The 18,161-nt window shown below is 55.8% G+C and carries 16 protein-coding genes; 10 read left to right on the plus strand and 6 right to left on the minus strand.

The genetic code is table 11. From position 1 onward, the window contains the following. Nucleotides 1-71: 71 nt before the first annotated feature. Nucleotides 72-836: a 2-keto-4-pentenoate hydratase gene (locus tag AUQ42_RS04645; protein WP_068517933.1), complete on the minus strand. Its 765-nt coding sequence runs from the start codon at nt 834-836 to the stop codon at nt 72-74. Nucleotides 837-1,117: 281 nt separating this feature from the next. On the opposite strand from AUQ42_RS04645, the gene kdgD reads away from it, so the two are divergent. The 9 genes from kdgD (at nt 1,118) to AUQ42_RS04690 (ending at nt 10,905) form a co-directional block, all read left to right on the plus strand. Next, on the plus strand, nt 1,118-2,044 hold the full coding sequence (kdgD, locus tag AUQ42_RS04650; RefSeq protein WP_068517934.1) for a 5-dehydro-4-deoxyglucarate dehydratase: 927 nt from the start codon (nt 1,118-1,120) through the stop codon (nt 2,042-2,044). A gap of 245 nt (nt 2,045-2,289) precedes the next feature. Then, complete coding sequence (locus AUQ42_RS04655; RefSeq protein ID WP_068517935.1) at nt 2,290-3,282, plus strand: TRAP transporter substrate-binding protein; 993 nt, start codon at nt 2,290-2,292, stop codon at nt 3,280-3,282. Between the two features lie 108 nt (nt 3,283-3,390). Continuing rightward, nucleotides 3,391-3,936: a TRAP transporter small permease gene (locus AUQ42_RS04660; RefSeq protein WP_068517936.1), complete on the plus strand. Its 546-nt coding sequence runs from the start codon at nt 3,391-3,393 to the stop codon at nt 3,934-3,936. Further along, nucleotides 3,937-5,226: a TRAP transporter large permease gene (locus AUQ42_RS04665; RefSeq protein ID WP_068517937.1), complete on the plus strand. Its 1,290-nt coding sequence runs from the start codon at nt 3,937-3,939 to the stop codon at nt 5,224-5,226. A gap of 34 nt (nt 5,227-5,260) precedes the next feature. After that, the gene (locus AUQ42_RS04670) at nt 5,261-6,055 is read left to right on the plus strand and encodes an NAD(P)-dependent oxidoreductase (RefSeq protein ID WP_068517938.1); all 795 of its coding nucleotides are present in this window, start codon (nt 5,261-5,263) and stop codon (nt 6,053-6,055) included. A gap of 148 nt (nt 6,056-6,203) precedes the next feature. Then, entirely contained in the window at nt 6,204-6,728 is a 525-nt protein-coding gene (locus tag AUQ42_RS04675) for an RNA polymerase sigma factor (RefSeq protein ID WP_068517939.1), read from the plus strand. A gap of 75 nt (nt 6,729-6,803) precedes the next feature. After that, nucleotides 6,804-7,907 carry a FecR domain-containing protein gene (locus AUQ42_RS04680; protein WP_068517940.1) on the plus strand — a complete coding sequence of 368 codons (1,104 nt, stop codon included), beginning with the start codon at nt 6,804-6,806 and terminating at the stop codon, nt 7,905-7,907. Nucleotides 7,908-8,015: 108 nt separating this feature from the next. Then, a complete protein-coding gene (locus AUQ42_RS04685; protein ID WP_068517941.1) occupies nt 8,016-10,415 on the plus strand; it encodes a TonB-dependent receptor in 2,400 nt (799 codons plus the stop codon). 79 nt (nt 10,416-10,494) lie between these two features. Next, complete coding sequence (locus tag AUQ42_RS04690) at nt 10,495-10,905, plus strand: hypothetical protein (protein WP_068517942.1); 411 nt, start codon at nt 10,495-10,497, stop codon at nt 10,903-10,905. A 35-nt stretch (nt 10,906-10,940) separates the two neighbouring features. Here the strand turns inward: AUQ42_RS04690 and fhuB are convergent, their stop codons facing one another. The 4 genes from fhuB to AUQ42_RS04710 are packed head-to-tail and all read right to left on the minus strand — an operon-like array spanning nt 10,941 to nt 15,639. Continuing rightward, nucleotides 10,941-12,926: a Fe(3+)-hydroxamate ABC transporter permease FhuB gene (gene fhuB / locus AUQ42_RS04695; protein WP_068517943.1), complete on the minus strand. Its 1,986-nt coding sequence runs from the start codon at nt 12,924-12,926 to the stop codon at nt 10,941-10,943. Further along, entirely contained in the window at nt 12,923-13,858 is a 936-nt protein-coding gene (locus tag AUQ42_RS04700) for an ABC transporter substrate-binding protein (RefSeq protein WP_068517944.1), read from the minus strand. Before AUQ42_RS04700 ends, fhuB begins: the two co-directional genes overlap by 4 nt. A 3-nt stretch (nt 13,859-13,861) precedes the next feature. Next, nucleotides 13,862-14,809: an iron-siderophore ABC transporter substrate-binding protein gene (locus AUQ42_RS04705; protein WP_068517945.1), complete on the minus strand. Its 948-nt coding sequence runs from the start codon at nt 14,807-14,809 to the stop codon at nt 13,862-13,864. Nucleotides 14,810-14,862: 53 nt separating this feature from the next. After that, a complete protein-coding gene (locus tag AUQ42_RS04710) occupies nt 14,863-15,639 on the minus strand; it encodes an ABC transporter ATP-binding protein (protein WP_068517946.1) in 777 nt (258 codons plus the stop codon). Between the two features lie 299 nt (nt 15,640-15,938). Between AUQ42_RS04710 and AUQ42_RS04715 the strand changes: the two genes are divergently transcribed. Then, nucleotides 15,939-16,850, plus strand: a complete 912-nt coding sequence (locus AUQ42_RS04715; RefSeq protein ID WP_231856682.1) for an SMP-30/gluconolactonase/LRE family protein — start codon at nt 15,939-15,941, stop codon at nt 16,848-16,850. A gap of 24 nt (nt 16,851-16,874) precedes the next feature. Here AUQ42_RS04715 and AUQ42_RS04720 read toward each other — a convergent pair whose 3' ends face one another. After that, a complete protein-coding gene (locus AUQ42_RS04720) occupies nt 16,875-18,098 on the minus strand; it encodes an ROK family transcriptional regulator (RefSeq protein WP_068517947.1) in 1,224 nt (407 codons plus the stop codon). Between the last annotated feature and the right edge of the window lie 63 nt (nt 18,099-18,161).

Raw genomic sequence — 18,161 nt, forward strand, 5'->3', positions numbered from 1 at the left:
TGGACCGATAAAATAAAAGCCATGCAGGTTGCCCCGCATGGCTTTTTCTGTACCGGGTCGCGATCTTGCGATCAGACCTTTTTGATCTCGGCGGTCACCGTGCCCAGCCCGTCAAAGATCGCTTCGATCTTGCCATGCGGGCTGATGGTCGGAAGCGCACAGGCCCCGGTGGTGATCACATCGCCGGCCTTAAGGCTTTTGCCCCGCTTGGCCAGAAAGCCGACCAGATATTCCAGCCCGCCAAAGATTTCCGGCCAGGCATCGGGATCATCATTGCTGGCAAGGATTTCGCCGTTGCTTTTGGTGGTGACCTTGCCACCGATAAAGCCAAGATCACGCCAGCCTTCGATTTCCTGTCCCAGCACGAAATAGCCGGTGGAATTCAGATCCGCCAGCGTCTGGATCGGATCCTGCTTTTCATGATAGCGCCGGTCGGCAATTTCGATCGCAAGATGTATTGATCGGATGTGATCGAGGATGTCGCTTGATGTGGCATCCGGGGCCGGGGTGCTGTCCATGACCACGGCAATTTCGGCCTCGATATTGGGGAAATGCAGATCATTGGTGGTCAGTTGCGCCCCGTCCGAAAGAATGCGGCCATCCAGAAGTGGCCCGACCAGCGGCCCGTCAGCGCCGATTTTTTCCTGTGCCGCGCGGGTGGCAACCGCAAGCTTCCATCCCGCCTGCTTCGCCCCGCTTAGTGCAAGGGTGGCGTCCTGGATTTCATAGGCCTCGTCAAACGCGGTCGGCGCGACGTCAGCAGGCAGCGGATCAATCAGGCGGTGATTGACAAAGGCATCGGCCAGAATGCGGCTGGCAGCAGAAATATCGGTCATTCCCGGTCTTCTTGGTTGTGAGTGTAAGGATCTGATAACCCGACCCTAATCGGCTTTGGGGGCAAAGTCATCATATCAATTGGTGCGATTCGCGCAGAATTACCGAAAATTGAAGTCGTCATACCAAAGTTCAGTGGTTCTAATATAACTCTAAAACCCTTGTGTTGCGCAGTTTTTATGGGCTTCGAGTTGCGCTATGTAATATGTTTGACAAAATAATATGATGAATTTATAGAGTCATCATAGTTGTTGTGACCTATTTAAGACTTGAAGGACGCTTGATGCATTATCTTGAGATGAAAAAGGCCATTGGTGCCGGGTTGCTGTCATTCCCGGTGACGCCTTTTGATGCCGAGGGCAAGCTTGACCTTGATGCGTATCGTGCGCATGTCGGCTGGCTGTCGCAATATCCCGCAACGGCATTGTTTGCAGCAGGCGGTACCGGGGAATTCTTTTCCCTGACCCCGGCCGAAGTCGTTCAGACTGTGCGTGCGGCCAAGGAAGTCGCCGGCGACACCCCGATCATTGCCGGGTGCGGTTACGGCACCGCCATGGCGGTTGAACTGGCCCGCGAATGCGAGGCCGCCGGTGCGGACGGTCTGCTTTTGTTGCCGCAATATCTGGTCGGGGCCGAACAGGAAGGTCTGTTTGCCCGGGTCAAGGCTGTCTGTGATGCGGTCGAGATCGGTGTGATTGTCTATAACCGTGACAATTCGATCATCACCGCCGAAACCCTGGCCAAGCTGTGCGATGTTTGTCCGAACCTGGTCGGGTTCAAGGACGGTCATGGCAATATCGAAATGGTGACCAAGGTCTGCACGCTGATCGGTGATCGCCTGTCCTATATTGGCGGCATGCCGACCGCAGAAGTCTTTGCCAAGGCCTACAAGGCGGCTGGCGTGACCACCTATTCATCGGCCATTTTCAATTTCCTGCCGCAACAGGCACTTGATTTCTATGACGCGCTGACCCGTGACGATGATGAAACCATGAACCGGGTGCTCAAGGAATTCTTCTATCCGTATCTCGATATCCGCAATCGCGGCAAAGGATACGCCGTTTCCATCGTCAAGGCGGGAATGCGTGTGATCGGTCGCGATACCGGTCCGGTGCGCAGCCCGCTGACCGATTTGACCGACAAGGAACACGACATGTTGGCAGAGGTCATCCGCAATGCCTATGGCGATGGTGCGTTGCGTATGGCCTAGGCATGGTGGTGCCTTTCACGGCCTGCCAGATATCCCGGCAGGTGGTTCTGCCGGGATCCTTATTCGCGACGCCAAAATAAAAATCGGGCGCGCACTGGACCGGAAGGTCTATTAGACTAGTTGTTAACTAATCTTACAGTTGTCCTTACAAGTTGGGAATTGTAAGATTATACGACAATAAGAAGTTCCCATCAGGGAAAACAAGGCTTTAACGCAAGTGACAAAATGTCTCGGGAGGACTCCAAATGAATAACTTTCTCAAAACCACGACACTGACGATTGCAGCGGCTGCTGTGTCGGTGGCGCTGGCATCGGGTGCACAGGCAAAGGAATGGCGCGGCTGGAACATCCATCCGCCGGAATATCCGGTTTCGACCGGCATGGAAGAATTTGCCAAAATCATCAATGAAAAATCCGGCGGCGAACTTGAAGCCAAGGTGTATCATGGTGGTGTTCTTGGCGATCAGCCTGATGCGATCCAGCAGGTCCGTCTTGGTGGTCTGGACTGGGCTGTGTTCAACCTCGGCCCGCTTGGTGAAGTTGCTCCCGAGGCGAACGTTGTTTCGCTGCCCTTCATCTTCAAAAACGTCGATGCCATGCACAAGGTCATGGACGGCCCGGCCGGTCAGCAGATCGCCGATGGCCTGATCAAGGCCGGTCTTCAGCCGCTTGGCTGGTATGATTCCGGTGCGCGTTCCTTCTATAACACCAAGCACCCGATCAATACCCCGGCCGATCTCAAGGGTCTGAAGTTCCGCGTCATGAGCAACGATCTCTATGTTCAGATGGTCGCAGCCCTTGGCGGCAACGCCACCCCGATGGCCTATGGCGAAGTTTACCAGTCGCTGAAAACCGGCGTGATTGACGGTGCGGAAAACAACTATCCGTCCTATGACAGCTCGGGCCATTTCGAAGCGGCGAAATACTATTCCGTGACCCAGCACCTGATCCTTCCGGAATGCCTGTGCATCAACAAGGCGCTTTATGACAGCCTGTCGGATGACGAAAAGAAAATCGTCCACGAAGCCGCTGATGCATCGGTTGAAGTACAGCGTGCCGCATGGGCCGCACGTGCTGAAAAATCCAAGGAAAAAGTCATTGCTGCGGGCATCGAAGTCAACGAGATCGCCGACAAGCAGGCTTTCCAGGATGCAATGCAGCCGGTCTATGACAACTTCCTGAAGTCCAACCCGGATCTGGCCGATCTGGTCAAAGCCATCCAGGATGCGCAGAAATAAAATATGAATGATTGAAAGGGCGGCGATGATATCGTCGCCCTTCTTTCTGTCTGTGCTACTTTCATATCCGGCTTGGATACGGATTAATCAATTTCTGGCGGCGCATAGATGTTTTCCAGCTTTATCAATTTGATCGACCGTCTGGGCGGCGGGATAGCCGGGGTTCTCAACCTGATCGGCGGTTTGGCGCTTGTGGCGCTTATTCCCAGTTTCGCCTGGCTGGTTTTCGGACGGTATGTTCTTAATGAAACGCCGACCTGGGTTGAACAGATCTCTCTGATCCTGATCGTTCTGATTACCTTTCCTGTGGCGGCAGCCGGGATGCGCGACAACAGCCATCTTTCGGTATCGTTCTTTCGCGATGCGTTGCCTCCGAAAATTGCCGCGATCGTCGCTGCCATCAGTTATGCCGCCATGGCGTGGTTCGGATACTGGATGCTGATGGGCGGTATGGATCTGGTGGCGTTCAACTGGGCCAAGAAAATGCCGATCATCCATATTTCCGATGGCTGGCGTTCGGTGCCGATGGCGGTGTGCGGGGCGGGGATCTTATTTTTCAGCGTTCTTCACATCCTCAAGATCATTACCCGCTGGAAAACCATTTCCAATGCGCGTTTTTACCACGACGATTTGCTGAACAAGGACGTTGAATAAATGGGCATGACCATTCTTCTTGGCGTATTTGCCATCGGTATCCTGATTGGCATGCCCGTTGCCATCGCACTTGGCATCGCAGCCCTTGGGGCCTTCTTTTTCGAAGGTCTGCCAACCCTGATCGCCTTCCAGCGCATCGGGTCGGGTATTTCAGCCTTTTCGCTTCTGGCCATTCCGTTCTTTATCTTTGCCGGCGAGCTGATGCTTCATGGCGGGATCGCGTCACGGCTGGTGCAGTTTGCAACCGCCCTTGTCGGAAGCCGGCGTGGCGGTCTTGGCATTGTGAACGTGTTTTCATCGATGCTGTTTGGCGGCATTTCCGGGTCGGCCGTTGCCGATACATCCGCGCTTGGCTCAATCCTGATCCCGGTGATGAAAAAGGAAGGTTACCGCGCCGATTATGCGGTCAACGTCACCGTGACCTCATCGATTGCCGGCATCATGATCCCGCCAAGCCACAACATGATCCTGTATGCAGTGGCCGCGGGCGGGGGGATTTCGATTTCCAAACTGTTCATGGCCGGTGTCGTGCCGGGCATTATCATGTGCCTGCTGCTTGGTCTTGCGACCTGGCTTGTCGCGATCAAGCATGGCTATCCGGCTGAGCCGTTTCCGGGCTGGCGGGTGGTCTGGCAGACTGCGGTGCGGGCCATTCCGGGCTTCTTTACCGCTGTGATCATTGTCGGCGGGGTTCTTAGTGGCGTGTTCACGGTTACGGAATCCGGTGCGATTGGTGTGGCCTATGCCCTGATCATTACCGGGCTTGTCTATCGCGAACTCAGCTGGGCAGGGTTTGTTGCCGCGGTCAAGCAATCGGCCAAAACCACGGCGCTTGTCATGTTGCTGGTCGGCTGTGCATCGGCATATGGCTATATGCTGGCTTTCTATCAGGTGCCCGATGCGCTGGCCGATGCGATTACCGGGATTACTGACAATCCGATCATGGTGTTGTTGCTGATCAATGTCATGTTGCTGATTGCCGGCATGATCATGGACATGGCGGCATTGATCCTGATCTGTACACCGATCTTCCTGCCGCTGGCGGTTCAGTTCGGCATGGATCCGATCCAGTTCGGCATGGTGCTGATGATGAATTTGGGCCTTGGCCTGTGTACGCCGCCGGTCGGGTCGTGCCTGTTTGTCGGGTGCGCGATTGGCGGGGTGAAAATCGAAAAGGCGGTTCAGTCGATCTGGCCATTCTATCTGGCGATCTTGAGCGCGCTTTTGCTGACAACCTATATTCCTGCGATTTCGATGACGCTGCCCAATCTTGTATTTGGCGCCAATTGATCGCGGACAGACACGCATATCAAAGAGGATAAAGATGAAACGTTTGCTGATTACCGGTGCTGGTGGCAACCTTGGGAAAATCTGCCGCGAAGGGCTAAAGGGCTATGCCGATGTCATTCGCCTGTCCGATATTTCCCCGATGGACCCGGCCGGCCCGAACGAGGAAGTCGTGCAATGCGACCTGTCTGATCGTGCGGCCGTGATCGAACTGACCAAGGATGTCGATGGCATCATTCATCTGGGCGGGATTTCGATCGAGGCGGCCTTTGATGATCTGCTTCAGGCCAATCTTGCGGGTACCTATAACCTGTATGAAGGGGCGCGTCAGAACGGGGTGGGGCGCATCATGTTTGCCAGCTCCAACCATGCAATCGGTTTTCACAAGCGCACCACCAAACTTGATGACAAGTCCGAACTGCGCCCCGATAGCCTCTATGGCGTGACCAAATGCTATGGCGAGGCGGTGGCAAGCTATTACTACGACAAGTTCGATGTCGAAACGGTATCGGTCCGTATCGGGTCGTGCTTTGAAAAGCCGCGCGATCGCCGCATGCTGTCGACCTGGCTCAGCCCGCGTGACTTCCTGTCGCTGATGAAGGCGATCTTTGATGCCCCGATGACCGGTCATCTGGTGGTGTACGGGGTGTCGGACAACAAAACCAAATGGTGGAGCAACGATCACGCCGATTTCCTTGGCTGGAAACCGCAAGACAGCTCCGAACAGTTCCGCGCTGAAATCGAAGCCGCCTTTGGCCCCGAAGACCGTCACGATCCGGCGGTGATCTATCAGGGCGGCGGGTTTGCCGCCAAGGGCCATTTCGAAGACTGATTTCGCGTCATCTTCGATCATTTTCCTTTTGGCAAAAGGTCCGCAATTGCGGGCCTTTTTGCTTTTGGCATTGACGGCGTGCCGGATCGAAGATAATCAAAGATGAAAATGATAACGGTTATCATTATCGGAAATCAGGTGCGGCAAAATGGCGGTCGATGACCGTTTTTGGGATTCCATCTTTCAGCAATATCATGATCGTTTGTTGCGTCAGGTTCAGAAATACCTGCCGACGCGCGACGAAAGCCATGACGTATTGCAGGATCTTTATGTGCAGCTGCGCCATCGCAATGTCGATCCGGCCCAGATTGCCAACCCGCCGGCCTATATGATGCGCATGGCGACCAATCTGGCGATTGATGCGCTGCGGCGTCATAAACGCAATCCGCTTGAATTCACCGATCCGGCCGAAATCAGCGACATGGAAGGGGCCGGGGCACAATCGGTCACCCCTGAACAGATCAGTGCCGATCGTCAGCGTCTTGATATCGTCAAGGCCGCGATTGACGAATTGCCACCCCGGTGCCGCGAAGTATTTTTGCTGTGCAAGCGTGACCATCTGAGCCCGACCGAGGCCGCCGAACAGCTTGGCGTCAGCCGCAATATGGTCGAAAAGCATTTGCGTCAGGCGCTTAGACATTGCAAACAGGTGTTGGCGCGCCATGAAAACTGAACATCCTCAAATGACTGCGTTAAACGTCATCAAGATAACAAACCACGCAGCCAGAAGCCGGGTATCGACTTTGCCATGACAGAATTCCGCTATCCCGAAGACTGCCAAAGCAATGAAGACATTGCCGATTACTGGGCGGTCCGCCTTGATCAATCGGATTTGACCCCGGCCGAGGAAGCCGCCTTCAGCGCCTGGCAGGATGCCGATCCGGGCAATCCGCAACGCTTGGTGCGGGCCTGCCAGATCTGGCAAAGCATGGAAATTGCCGCAGCCGAGGACGGCGCGGCATTATCCGATAGCGCCACGCGTGACACCCGTGCTGGCCATGACACCCGTGATACCACGAGCACCCGCGCTGATGAGCCGAAACCGGTTGATCTGGCCGGTGTGCGCCGTGATCTTGAACGGTTGGGCGCGCTGGAAGGCGGCAGTGGACGGTTGCCGGGCATGCGATCGGCCAAACGGCCATTCCGCCCGGTTCTGGCAGTGCTGACCTGTCTGGTGCTGGCGGTGTTGTTTGGCTATTCGGCCTTTCAGCCCGATCCCGATCTGATCGCAGCAGCAGACGCATCGGTGGTTGGTCAGATGCATGACCTGCCCGATGGATCGAGCATCTGGATGGAGCCCGGAACCCGGGTAGCCCTGAATTACAGTGACGCCCTGCGCGATATTACCGTTCTGGAAGGCGGCATTTTCATCAAGGTCGCAAAGGATGCATCACGTCCGTTGCGCATTCACCTTAACCAGGTCACGGCCATTGCGGTTGGCACCGCCTTTAGCGCGTCGAAATGGGGCGGGCATGCGCGGGTCGAAGTATCCGAAGGCACGGTCGATCTGGAAGATCGCAAGATGCGCTTGGCACGCCTGGTGGCCGGGCGGGCGGCATGGCAGGACGCTGACGGGGACCTTCATTTTGCCGAAGTCGCCCCCGAACGTGTTGCGCCATGGCGGGGCGGGCGCTGGATTGTTGATGATATGCCGATTGATGAATTGCTGGCGCGGATTGCGCCGCTGATGGGGGATCTGACATTTGTTCGCGATCCGCGTCTGGGCGATATCACCGTATCGGGCAGCTTTGATATCAGCAAACCGCACAGCGCACATGATGCCTTGCTGGCAGCTTACGGTCTTGAAGAACGGGCGTTTCCCGTCGGTTTCAGAATAATTTCAAGAAAATAGAAAAAATGTGCTCCTCAAATCGGAACCCGGTTCGTCATGAGGGTAATAGTGATTTGCATTATTATCTTCGAACGATGGGGGTAAGCTTTGAAAGCTGAGAATTCTGGAATGTCGCGTCTTTGGGGAACCACGGCACTTGTCGCGACCTTGATGATGGCAACCGTGCCGATGGCATCGGCACAGGAAGGCACAACAACAGCGCAACAGATCACGATTGCGGCGGGCGATCTGCGCGGCGCGCTTGATCAGCTGGCCGATCAGTTTGGTCTGCAACTGATTGTTCAGGGTGATCTTTCGGGTATGAGCAGCGGCGATGTATCCGCAACGCTTGACGCGCGTGATGCCTTGCAATTGCTGCTGACCGGAACCGGGTATCAATTTGAATTCATCACCGATGACAGTGTGCGTATCGCACCGGCAAGTTCGGGCGCGCTTGAAAATGGCGGTGCCACGGTCCTGCCCGAAGTGGTGGTCAGTGCCACCCGTTCGCGCCGGTCGATCAAATCCATGTCGCCATCGGTTGTGGTGATCGGTCGGGATCAGATCGAAACCCAGATGGCCAAAAGCAGCGACATCACAAATGTCATCCGCAACACGGTGCCGGGTTTCATGTTTGATGATCAAAGCCTGATTTCCAGCACGGAAACCTTCCGCGGGCGTGATGTCCAGGTGCTGGTTGACGGGGTATCGCGCAACACGCCGCTTCGAAATACCAGCCGTATCCTGTCAATGATCGATATCGCCCAGGTCGAAAGCATCGAAGTCATTCCGGGGTCGAACGCGCTGAACGGGGATGGCGCGACCGGGGCGACCATCAATATCATCACCAAAACCGGCGAAGTCGGAAATAACAGCTTTGTCGTTGACGGGCATGTCACCAGCTATACCGACGATATTGATGACAGTTTCTCGCCGTCGCTGACATTGTCGGGCAGTGGGGGTGTCGGTGCAGTCGATCTTGCCGCAAGTGTCACGGCATCGAAATCGGGTGATGCCTTTGACGGTTATGGCAATCAGGTGCCGTCGGATGCGATGCTGGGGCAGGGCGGATTTGACAATGCCGAAGACCTCAACCTGTTTGGCAAGGCGGGGCTGACCGTTGCCGAGGGTCATCGACTGTTTCTGTCGTCCGAAGTCGTCCGGTTTCGTCAGGACATCGAATATTATCCCGACCTGACCACCGATCCGGTCTCAGTGGATTATGACAATCCCTATCTTGCCCAGCCGCTGGAAGATGAAAGCCAGTATTTCACCGGCGGATATGAATATGATTTCGGCAAGATCGGGACGGGCGATCTTAAACTGTTTTACAATGACAGCTACAAACAGGCCGCACGCGCCGATTACCATGCCAGCTACAACCCGGCACTGGTCGCATTGGCCAATAGTGGCGCTGTCGAAGACCCGCTGGGCCAGTCGGTAATTGATACGGTCAAATATGGTGTGAAGCTTTCGACCGATACCAGCCTTGATCCGGTTTATGACGGCCTGACCCTGACCTGGGGTGGGGATCTGACCCATGATGACATCAAATACCGCACGATCAGTGGCCGCGATATCGGCGCACCGATGGAACAGGATGGCAAGGCTGTCTTTGCACAACTCAGCGCACCGGTTACGCAGTTTGTCGATCTGTCGGGCGGGGTGCGTTATGAAAAATATGATCTGACGGTCAAGGATTTCCTGCGTCCGAACTATATGCGCTATAACGCCGGTGTCGGTCAGGCGATCCTTGCCGCTGCGCAATATACCGGTGGCAACACAACCTATAGTGCGGTGACCTATAACGCATCGGCGGTGGTGCACTGGACCGACCGGATCGATACGTCACTTAGTTATAGCGAAGGTTTCTCTGTACCCGATGTGGGTGCCTATACCCGCCGTGCCGGTTTCAACGGCGTTCCGATGAATTTCAGCGCCCTTGATGTCGAAGCATCCAAGGTCAAGACCTATGAACTGGCGGCACGCTATAACGGGCCCGATTTCCGCACGACTGGTGCCGTTTACATGAGCACCAATGAACGCGGCGATACGTTCGATGCCTCCACCAATGCGCTTAGCCAGCAAAAGGAACGCATCATCGGTGCCGAACTGACCGGCGAATATGATGTGACCGAAGATACCTATGTCGGGGCCTTGGCATCCTATGTCGAAGGTCGTTACGACAGTAACAAGAATGGCGATCTTGACAGCTGGTTGCCCAATAACCGCATCCCGTCCCCGTTCCGCTTTACCGGCTATGTCGACAGCTATGTCTGGGGCGATCTCAATATGCGTTTTGACGGCACCTATACTGCGCCACGCACCAAGATCGACAACAAGAAAGTCAAATCCAGTCTGGTTTTCAATCTGATGGGCAACTATCCGGTGCTTGGCGGCACGGCGCGCTTCGGGGTCGAGAACATCTTTGATGCCAGCTATGAAAACCCGGCGGCATCGGCCCTTCGCGGCTATTCGGTTGCCGGGCACGGACGCACAGTGACCATCGGTTTCCGGCGCGAATTCTGATCGCGACCGGTTACGGCAAAATTTGACCTTTACGGCCTGGCGGGATACCCGCCGGGCCCTTTGCACAAGGAGACCGGCGATGTTTCGTTCAAGCCAGCCCGCAGCCGACATCGTGCTGTTTGAAATGGTTGATCGGCAAAGTGATGCGGACGGGCAATCCTATCTGGCAGCCTTGCACGACCTTGCCCGGCGTCAGGACCCGGCGATCCTGATCCTGCGGGTTGCGGGCATGACCGAACAGGATCACGAAACCCGCAAACAGGCCGCTGCCTGGTTCAAGGAAAATCGCGACCGGCTTGGCATGTTCGCCAAGGGCCTTATTCGCGTCGATGAAGGCCATGACCATGGCGACGGGCATCTGCATGTTGATGATGCCCATGACGTCGAAAACAGCAACTTTGCCCGCATGCTGCCATTCCCGGTCAAACATGTGACAAGCCTTGATCAGGCATTTGCACTGGCGCAAAACTGGCCTCCCGAACCCGGTTGATATTACCCGTTCCGATGCGTGTGATGTCGCGGTGATTATCGTTTGCGCACAGCCAGAATCATGAAATAGCTGGTTCCGATCAGGGCCGCGATCAGTCCGGTCGGAAGCTGTGCCGGATAAATCAGGTTACGGGCCAGCCATTCGGCCACCATCATCACATTGACCCCGATCAGGACCGCACCCAGCAAATGCCCGCCCGCCAGCCGATACCCGGCAACGCGGGCCAGATGCGGGGCCATCAGCCCGACAAAACTCAGCGGTCCGACAAGCAGGGTGGCACTGGCCGCAAGGATTGCCGCCAGCAGCATCATGGCAAACTGGAACCCCGAAATGCCAAGCCCCAGCGAAACCGACTGATCGGTGCCAAGGGACGCCAGTTCAAGCGGACGGCGAAGGGCAATGGCAACAATCAGCAACACCGCCGTTACCCCGGCAACGATCATGACCTCGTTCATATTGGTGAAATAGGTCGTCCCGGCCAGCCATGACATCAGCATGGTGGTCTGGGTGCCGCTTCGGGTCAGCACAATGCGCACGATCGCCCCCAGAATGGCGGTCAGCGCCAAACCGTTCAGCAACATGTAATGCGGCGCATGGGTAAATTTGCGACACAGAACAAGCAGCACCAGCAACGATACAATGCCGCCTGCCGCCCCGATCACCATCAGTTCGGCACGCTGTGCGAAGCCGAAAATCGCAAGTGCGATGATCATGGCAAGGGCGGTGGCCGAACTGACGCCGGTGATTTCCGGGCTTGCCAGCGGATTGCGCCCGACCCGCTGAATAAGCGTGCCCGAAACCGCAAGTGCGGCCCCGCAAATCATCGCGGCAAAGGTACGTTCCGAACGGCCCAGCAGAATGTCGTAACTTTCACCATCAAGACCAAGCACCGCAAAGCCGTTGCCATCGAGCGAAATGAACAGCGAGAAACCGATACCCAGAACAAGCGTGATGCCCAGAATGATCGACAGGCTCAGCTTGGAAACGATTTCCTGATCGCTGTGCTGGTCTTCGCTTTGGGTGCCGGGCATGATCCGGGCCTTGCGCAGGATCAGGATGATGAACGGTGCCCCGAACAGCGCGGTCGCGGCCCCGGTCGGCAACACATCCCCGCCAAGACCGTTAAACTGTCGCACGATGAAATCAATGATCATCAGCACAAACCCGCCGGTCAGCACCGAATAGATCATAAGATCACGTGACCGGGTCAGTCCTGCGATCCGCAGGGCGGCGGGCACGGCAAGACCGACAAAACCGATCAAACCGGCAGCTGAAATCACCGATGCGGTGATGAAAACCGCAAAACCAAGGATCAGCAACCGCAACACCGTGACCTTGGCCCCCAGCGAATTGGCGGTGTCATCGCCCAGTGCCAGCAGATCAAGCGGGCGCGACAGGGCCAGCACCGCAATCATGCCAATGATCACGCGCGGCAGGATAAATTGCGTGGCTTCCCAGCCATTCTGGGCCAGATCACCCGCCCCCCACATGAAGACCGATTGCAGATATTGTTCGTTAAACAGCAATACGATCTGGGATGCGGACTGTAACAGCAGATTGACAATCATGCCCGCCAGAATAAGCCACAGCGTCGCATTGCCGCGTTTTGATGCAATCAGATAGACCGCGCCAAGCGCAATCATCCCTCCTGCCAGGGCGAAGGCCTCCTGAAAGATGGCCATCGATGCCGGTGCGACAAGCAGGAAAATGGTCAGGGCAAATTCAACACCGGCCCCGACGCCAAGTGTCGTTGGCGATGCCAGCGGATTGCGCAGAACAGTCTGGATCGCCGCCCCGGCCAGTGCAAGTCCCGCCCCGCACAGAAACGCCATCACAAGGCGGGGCAGGGTGCTATAATGAAACAGGATCTGGTCAAAGTCGGTTTCATCGGGGCTGAACATGACCTGTGTTGCCAGTCCCTTTTGCAGGAACGGCCAGAAATCAGCGATCAGGATACCAATACAGGACAGACCAAGCGCGACCAGCAAAGCAGCCGGAATGTTCGAACGGGTGTTGGTCATTGATGCGGGTCGTTCTCGATGCTTTCGGTCAGAAGTTTCGCAAAGCGAAGTGATGACGGAACCCCGCCATACATCCAGACAACCGGAAGCTCATAGACGCGGTTGTTGCGCGTGAAATCCATGAATTTCCACATTGGGGATGCGAACATCTTGTCCAGAATGGCATCGGGCACCGGGTTGGTATAGACGACACTTTGCTTGGCATAAGGGGCAATCAGTTCAAGACCGCCACGGGCAAAGCCCCATTTGTTGACTTCACCGTGAAAGGCCATCGGCACATTCATTGCGGCCATCACCGAACCGGGCAGGCTGGTGTCGCCAAACATGCCGATCGTGCTTTCATCAAAGAAATAGATGATATTAAGCTGCTGATCAGGGCCAAGGGCCGCACGGGTGCGCGCCCCATATTCGGCCAGTTTCGCATCGACATCGGCCAGATAGGCCGCACCTTCGGCTTCGCGGCCGGTGGCCTTGGCGATTTTGCCAAATACTTCGCGTGCGGCCTGGAATGCCGGACGGTTTTCTTCAAACATCCGCAATTGCAAAACCGGCGCAATTTCGGACAGTTTCTCATAATTGATCCCGATATCGGGAATGGTAATGATCAGATCGGGCTTTGCCGCGCGCAGGGCTTCAAGATTGGGCGATGATCGTTGCCCAAGATCGACAAATTCATCGGGCAGTGCCGGTTCTTCGACCCATTCGACATAATCAACCGGATCTGCAACTGCCACCGGATCAAGGCCAAGTGCAATCACGGTTTCGGTAAAGGCCCAGTTGATGGTGGCAACGCGCTTTGCCGGCCCCGGCAGTTCAAGCGTTCCGCGTTCATGTTCAATGCGGATCGGATCGGCATGGGCCGATGTCGCACTTACGACGCAAAATGTTGCGGTAATTAAAATCCCGCTCAGAACAGTACGCAACAAAGCCATGGTTTATGATCCGCTTGCGGTGGTCGGGGTGCCGGTTACGGCATCGGCCAGCAGTTCGGCAAAGCGTGCGGCCGACAGAACCCCGCCAAAGGTCCAGCTTGATGGCACGGTATAAACATGACCATTGCGTGCAAACGGCATTGCCTTCCAGATCGCGGTGTCAAACAGGCGGCTTTGGACCGTCGGGGCAATCGGTTCGACATAGGCAAAATGAACGTCGCCAAGTTTGGCCAGATCGGAAACATCGCCGTTATGGAATGCCCAACCATTGACTTCGCCATCCCAGGCATTGGCAATTCCCATCCGTGCCAGAACCGACCCGAACAGTGATGTGTTGCCGTGAATGCGGAAATGGGCTTCGTCAAGGATGCGGACAACGGCGAATTTGGCGTCATTGCCGACCTTGTCGCGGATGCGTTTGGCCGCGGCATCAATCCGGGCATTGACCGAGGTGATGACTTCTTCGGCCTTCTCGGATTTGCCCGCCAGCTTGCCAATATTGCGCAACAGCGTTTCGGCCCGGTCAATGGCGGGTTCGCTGCTTCCGGTATTATAGATCGAATAGACCAGTGTCGGCGCAATGGCCGAAAGCTTGTCATAGGCCATCGCCACATCGGCACTGATGACAATGGCGTCTGGTTTGGCTTCGCGCAGGGCTTCGAAATTGGGTTCGCGCCGGGTGCCAAGATCGGCAAATTCGGCCGGAAGTTCCGGTTCAACTACCCACACGCGATAGCCGTCCGCTTCGGGAACGGCAACCGGATCAATGCCCAGTGCCAGGAAACTTTCGGTCAGCGCCCAGTTTGATCCGGCAAAACGGGTCGGCGTGGTGTCAAAGGTGACGTCGCCCATTTCATGGGTCATGGTCTGGGCGGTGGCGCCCACCGATGACATGGCGGCAATCGTTACAAGACAGCTTGCTGCAAACTTGCAAATCAGACGGGTGCGCATATGAATGTTCCTGATCCCTGTTGGCTGATCCGTAACCCTGTCGTCACAGCGCACTAGGCGACATAACTGACGAAACGGTCATGGTCCGGCAGATGGATGACATCAATGTCGGTTTGGAAAATGTCGCGAAGTGTTTCGCCCTGCATGAAATCGCGAGCGTTGCCCTGCCAGCAGGTCCGCCCGCCGCGCAATGCGACGATATGATCGGCAAAACGCCCGACCATGTCGATATCATGCAAAACGGCAATCACGGTCAGATTGTTCTGGTCTTTCAGATTGGCGACCAGTCGCAGAATGTCGCGCTGATGGCCGACATCAAGGGCCGATGTCGGTTCGTCCAGCAACAGCACCGGCGCATCCTGGGCAAGCAGCATGGCAAGCCACACACGCTGGCGTTCGCCGCCCGACAGGCTTGCGACCAGACGGTCGGCAAAGCCGGTAACATGAGTCAGTTCCATCGCCTGATCAATCTTGGCATGGTCTTCGTCGCGGTAACGGCCAAATGCCCCGCGCCAGGGATAACGACCAAATGCCACCAGTTCGCGTACACTCAGATGCGGCGGCACCACCGGATTTTGCGGCAAATAGGCAACCTTGCGGGCAAAATCGCGCGTGCCGTGATCTTCAAGAACCGCATCATCAAGGGTGATGGTGCCAGCATGCTTTTTGTTCTTGCGCGCCAGAAGCTTCAAAAGCGTACTTTTGCCCGATCCGTTATGGCCCACAATGGCGCTGAACGCACCGGTCGGAAAATTGACCGTAATGTCATCAAGCAGCGTTTTGGGATTTTTGCCGTCACTCTTGAAGATGACGTCTTTCAGATCGAACATGTGCTGAAAACTCGTAAAAACTGTAATCGGGCCGAAGTCCTTGAACCTGCTGGCCGGGATATCGACCCGGGACGATTGAAAACAATCGTCCCAATGTGAGAATGCCTATCAATTACTTGCAGAAAATGCAACCGAGTTGCGATTGCATTTGTTCGAAATTTTCGCGGTAAATTAAATCATCATACAAAATGACTTTTCAGAAGTTGCCATTCCGGGTAGCAATATGGATCAGGTATTTCCGGTATGGGGGAAGGGCTTTGCAAACAGCCCGCCTTTACCGGAACAAAGCGGAAAACCGCATGAAATATCAGGGAGAAACCATGGCCAACGTGAAAACCGTCTTGCCAAACCTGCGCTGCACGCTGGGCGAAGGCCCGCATTGGGATGCCAAGGATGGCGTGCTGTACTGGGTGGATATTGTCGGAAAGACCGCCTTTGCCCTGCGTCCAAGTGATGGCGCATCGCGCAGCTGGACATTCGATCAGCCGGTTGCGGCAATTGTCCCGCGCGAAAATGACGGGCTTCTGGTTGCCCTTGCTGATGGTTTGGCGTTTCTTGATGCCGAAAGCGGGGAAACAACCCCCTTTGTCGCACCAGATCGCGACCATGCGGGCAACCGTTCCAATGAAAGCCGGGTGGATCCGGCGGGGCGGTTCTGGCATGGCACCATGCAAAACAATATCGGCCCGAATGGCGAAGACCTTCCTGTGACGGTTTCGACCGGGACACTCAACCGGGTGGGGCCGGACGGCGAGACAACCCGTTTCCTGTCTGATATCGGGATTTCCAATACGCTGCTTTGGTCCGCTGACGGCAAGAAGATGTTCTTTGGCGACACCATCAAGGATACGCTGAATGTCTATGACTATGACATGGCGACCGGGGTTCCCAGCAATCCGCGCGTGTTCTTTGGCCCGCAGGATCGCGGCAATATGGACGGATCGGCGATGGATGCCGATGGCTATATCTGGAATGCGCGCTGGGGCGGCAGTTGCCTGATCCGCTTTGCCCCGGATGGCAGTGTCGACCAGATCATTGATCTTCCGGTGACCCAGCCGACCAGTTGCGTGTTTGGCGGCCCGGACCTTAAGACACTTTATATTACTTCGGCCGCGGTTGGGCTGGGTGGCAATGGCAACGAACTGGAAGGCGCGCTGTTATCGATCCACACAGATGTCGCCGGTCAACCCTGCACGCGCTTTGCCGGATAGGGGCCGCGACGTTTTCCTGCTAACTCATCCTTTGGCATCCCGGATTTTCAGCATGTTCTGAAAGTCCGGGACCAGTTCATGATAGATCGGCAAGGCCGCAGCACCCATTGCCGCGGACAGCAGGTTGCCGACGCCTGCCTGCACCGGAAGTGCATTGCCAAGCGGGGTGCGACTGCCCGCAGTTTCAAGACGGCCAAGCTCAATAAGTAACGCATCGAGGATTGACGCGGGCAACAAACCGCCCAGCATGACGGCCTGTGGATCAAGCATGCTGCCAAGGATTTGTACCGCCGTTGCCAGATGCGGGGCGGCCTGTTTGATCCAGCGTTTGACCGGTTCATCATCGGGTGACAGCTGGGCCAGACGATTAAGTGTCGTATCATTCAAAAGTGCGTCGCGATCGGCCGCATCAAATTCATCATACAGCGCCAAAAGCGACACATAACGTTCAAGGCATCCCTTGCGTCCGCACGGGCAATCGCGCCCATGGGGTTCGACCGGCAAATGACCGATTTCACCAGCCGCCCCGTTGGTGCCGTGAATGATCTGGTTGTCCATGAAAAGACCGGCACCCAAGCCATAGCCGATAAAGACATAGACGAAATTTTCCAGCGTTCGGGCATTGCCATACAGCTTTTCGGAAATCGCGGCGGCATCGGCGTCATTTTCGGCAAATACCGGGCAATCGATCTTTTCCGACATGGCGGCAACAATATCGAAATTTTCCCATCCCGGGGCAATGCCGGTCGGACCGGCAATGCCGACGGGGCCCGGCATCGCAATGCCAATCCCGATATTGCGTGCCGGATCAAGTCCGCAATCGGCAATGATTTTGCGGGTTGCCTCAATCAGCAATTCGACCGCGCGTTCGGGATTGGGATGGTTGAATTGCTGGCTGATGCGTGCACGTTCCTCGCCCAGAAGATTGACCAGTACGGCGTCAAACTGTGTTCCGGTCAGCTGAAATCCGATGGCATAACCGCCATCCGGGTTCAGGCGATAGGGGCGGGCAGGCTGTCCACGTTTTTGACGAATCGGTTCACCAGCCAGAAGAAGTCCCGTTTCTTCGAGTTCCCCGACCAGGTTCGAGATCGTCTGGGCCGACAGATTGGTGATGCGCGTAATATCTGCCCGTGACAATCCGTCATGGCGTCTGACCGCGTCCAACACCGCACGTCTGTTGTGATTCTTGGCGTGTAAAAGGTTGGTTCCCGTGACGCTCTTTGGTTGTTTTTTCATCTTTGCCATTGCCGCCCATTTTCTTTTGACTTATTAATTACATCAAATTGAATTAATAATAAAGCCTGTCCT

The sequence above is a fragment of the Thalassospira sp. MCCC 1A02491 genome (assembly GCF_001613785.1).
Lineage (GTDB): Bacteria > Pseudomonadota > Alphaproteobacteria > Rhodospirillales > Thalassospiraceae > Thalassospira > Thalassospira povalilytica.

What these genes read in the sequence shown, in the direction of transcription:
- AUQ42_RS04645 (WP_068517933.1), bottom strand. Translation starts at nt 836, where the DNA reads ATGACCGATATTTCTGCTGCCAGCCGCATTCTGGCCGATGCCTTTGTC.
- kdgD (WP_068517934.1), top strand. Translation starts at nt 1,118, where the DNA reads ATGCATTATCTTGAGATGAAAAAGGCCATTGGTGCCGGGTTGCTGTCA.
- AUQ42_RS04655 (WP_068517935.1), top strand. Translation starts at nt 2,290, where the DNA reads ATGAATAACTTTCTCAAAACCACGACACTGACGATTGCAGCGGCTGCT.
- AUQ42_RS04660 (WP_068517936.1), top strand. Translation starts at nt 3,391, where the DNA reads ATGTTTTCCAGCTTTATCAATTTGATCGACCGTCTGGGCGGCGGGATA.
- AUQ42_RS04665 (WP_068517937.1), top strand. Translation starts at nt 3,937, where the DNA reads ATGGGCATGACCATTCTTCTTGGCGTATTTGCCATCGGTATCCTGATT.
- AUQ42_RS04670 (WP_068517938.1), top strand. Translation starts at nt 5,261, where the DNA reads ATGAAACGTTTGCTGATTACCGGTGCTGGTGGCAACCTTGGGAAAATC.
- AUQ42_RS04675 (WP_068517939.1), top strand. Translation starts at nt 6,204, where the DNA reads ATGGCGGTCGATGACCGTTTTTGGGATTCCATCTTTCAGCAATATCAT.
- AUQ42_RS04680 (WP_068517940.1), top strand. Translation starts at nt 6,804, where the DNA reads ATGACAGAATTCCGCTATCCCGAAGACTGCCAAAGCAATGAAGACATT.
- AUQ42_RS04685 (WP_068517941.1), top strand. Translation starts at nt 8,016, where the DNA reads ATGTCGCGTCTTTGGGGAACCACGGCACTTGTCGCGACCTTGATGATG.
- AUQ42_RS04690 (WP_068517942.1), top strand. Translation starts at nt 10,495, where the DNA reads ATGTTTCGTTCAAGCCAGCCCGCAGCCGACATCGTGCTGTTTGAAATG.
- fhuB (WP_068517943.1), bottom strand. Translation starts at nt 12,926, where the DNA reads ATGACCAACACCCGTTCGAACATTCCGGCTGCTTTGCTGGTCGCGCTT.
- AUQ42_RS04700 (WP_068517944.1), bottom strand. Translation starts at nt 13,858, where the DNA reads ATGGCTTTGTTGCGTACTGTTCTGAGCGGGATTTTAATTACCGCAACA.
- AUQ42_RS04705 (WP_068517945.1), bottom strand. Translation starts at nt 14,809, where the DNA reads ATGCGCACCCGTCTGATTTGCAAGTTTGCAGCAAGCTGTCTTGTAACG.
- AUQ42_RS04710 (WP_068517946.1), bottom strand. Translation starts at nt 15,639, where the DNA reads ATGTTCGATCTGAAAGACGTCATCTTCAAGAGTGACGGCAAAAATCCC.
- AUQ42_RS04715 (WP_231856682.1), top strand. Translation starts at nt 15,939, where the DNA reads ATGAAATATCAGGGAGAAACCATGGCCAACGTGAAAACCGTCTTGCCA.
- AUQ42_RS04720 (WP_068517947.1), bottom strand. Translation starts at nt 18,098, where the DNA reads ATGGCAAAGATGAAAAAACAACCAAAGAGCGTCACGGGAACCAACCTT.